Source organism: Streptococcus pseudopneumoniae, from assembly GCF_038148935.1.
GTDB classification, from domain to species: domain Bacteria; phylum Bacillota; class Bacilli; order Lactobacillales; family Streptococcaceae; genus Streptococcus; species Streptococcus pseudopneumoniae_U.
Window position 1 is genome coordinate 1 of the sequence record NZ_JBBJZX010000274.1, and the last position, 238, is coordinate 238.

The window sequence follows — 238 nt, forward strand, 5'->3', positions numbered from 1 at the left end:
CAAAGTTTGAATAAACTCGTGGTCATGGCTGGCAAAGATGATTGATTCTTTAAAGTTTTTCAATCCATCATTCAAGCTTGAGATAGATTCCAAGTCCAAGTGATTTGTTGGATCATCGAGGACAAGGACATTTGATTTTAAGAGCATGAGTTTTGAAAGCATGACACGAACTTTTTCTCCCCCTGACAAGACGTTGACAGGTTTGTTAACCTCATCTCCAGAGAAGAGCATACGGCCA

Annotated in this window: 1 protein-coding gene; it reads right to left on the reverse strand. The window is 39.9% G+C overall.

The window, feature by feature from the left end; all coding sequences use genetic code 11:
• On the reverse strand, positions 1-238 hold a 238-nt coding region (locus WKI42_RS10955; protein ID WP_368081926.1), incomplete at both ends, for an ATP-binding cassette domain-containing protein.